General features: G+C 55.8%; 1 rRNA gene. It reads right to left on the minus strand.

Annotation, left to right across the window (positions count from 1 at the left end):
• Positions 1-148: 148 nt before the first annotated feature.
• Positions 149-1,539, minus strand: a 23S ribosomal RNA gene (locus BLU09_RS37980); the annotation flags it as partial.

The following is a 1,539-nucleotide window of genomic DNA, read 5'->3' on the forward strand; positions in this document are numbered from 1 at the left end:
TGCATACAAAGGGTAAGTTTCAATTCATTGCTGAGCGAAGTCTCGCTGTGCGCAGTGTGAGTCTTCCAGGCGAGTGCCAAAAGCACTCGAGCCTCGGCCTTGGCCCCGAGTCCCTTACTCCCCTTGAGGGGGCATGCAAGAGAATGGGGAAAGTAAGCCTCACGACCAATTAGTACCGGTTAGCTGAACGTGTTACCACGCTTACACACCCGGCCTATCAACGTCGTAGTCTTCGACGGGTCTTCAGGGGCTTGCGCCCGGGATACCTGGTCTTGAGGTCGGTTTCCCGCTTAGATGCTTTCAGCGGTTATCCAATCGGCACATGGCTACCCAGCGATGCCTCTGGCGAGACAACTGGTACACCAGCGGTGCCTCCAACCCGGTCCTCTCGTACTAAGGTCAGAGCCTCTCAAGTATCCTACGCCCACAGCAGATAGGGACCAAACTGTCTCACGACGTTTTGAACCCAGCTCGCGTACCGCTTTAATTGGCGAACAGCCAAACCCTTGGGACCTGCTCCAGCCCCAGGATGCGATGAGCCGACATCGAGGTGCCAAACCTCCCCGTCGATGTGAACTCTTGGGGGAGATAAGCCTGTTATCCCCGGAGTACCTTTTATCCGTTGAGCGATGGCCCTTCCATTCAGGACCACCGGATCACTATGACCTGCTTTCGCACCTGCTCGACGTGTCCGTCTCGCAGTCAAGCTCCCTTATGCCATTGCACTCGACGCCCGGTTTCCAATCGGGCTGAGGGAACCATCGCGCGCCTCCGTTACTTTTTGGGAGGCGACCGCCCCAGTCAAACTACCCACCAGACAGTGTCCCAATCCCGGCTGACGGGACATGGTTAGACACCAGAAATCAACAGGGTGGTATTTCACCGTTGCCTCCACCGAACCTAGCGGCCCGGCTTCAAAGGCTCCCACCTATCCTACACAGTCAATCCCTAGTGTCACTGTCAAGTTATAGTAAAGGTTCACGGGGTCTTTCCGTCTTGCTGCGGGTAAACTGCATCGGCACAGCTATTTCAATTTCGCTGAGTCCCTCTCCGAGACAGCGCGGAAGTCGTTACTCCATTCGTGCAGGTCGGAACTTACCCGACAAGGAATTTCGCTACCTTAGGACCGTTATAGTTACGGCCGCCGTTTACTGGGGCTTCGGATCATCGCTTCACCTTGCGGCTGACGAATCCCCTTAACCTTCCAGCACCGGGCAGGAGTCAGACCCTATACGTCGGCTTGTCGCCTTCGCAGAGTCCTGTGTTTTTGGTAAACAGTCGCTACCGCCATTTCTCTGCAACCTCTCTCAGCTCCGGCTGTACGCCTTCACCTACCAGAGGCCCACCTTCTTCCGAAGTTACGGTGGAAATTTGCCTAGTTCCTTGGAGGAGAGTTCTCTCAAGCGCCTTAGGATTTTCTCCTCGCCCACCTGTGTCGGTTTACGGTACGGACACCCTGTAAGCTCCCTACGGGACTTTTCTTGGAAGCAGAGCATCAGCGACTTACCCCTTACGGGGCGCCATCGAGTCTCGGGGATA

Origin of the sequence: Myxococcus virescens (assembly GCF_900101905.1) — a bacterium.
GTDB classification, from domain to species: Bacteria; Myxococcota; Myxococcia; order Myxococcales; family Myxococcaceae; genus Myxococcus; species Myxococcus virescens.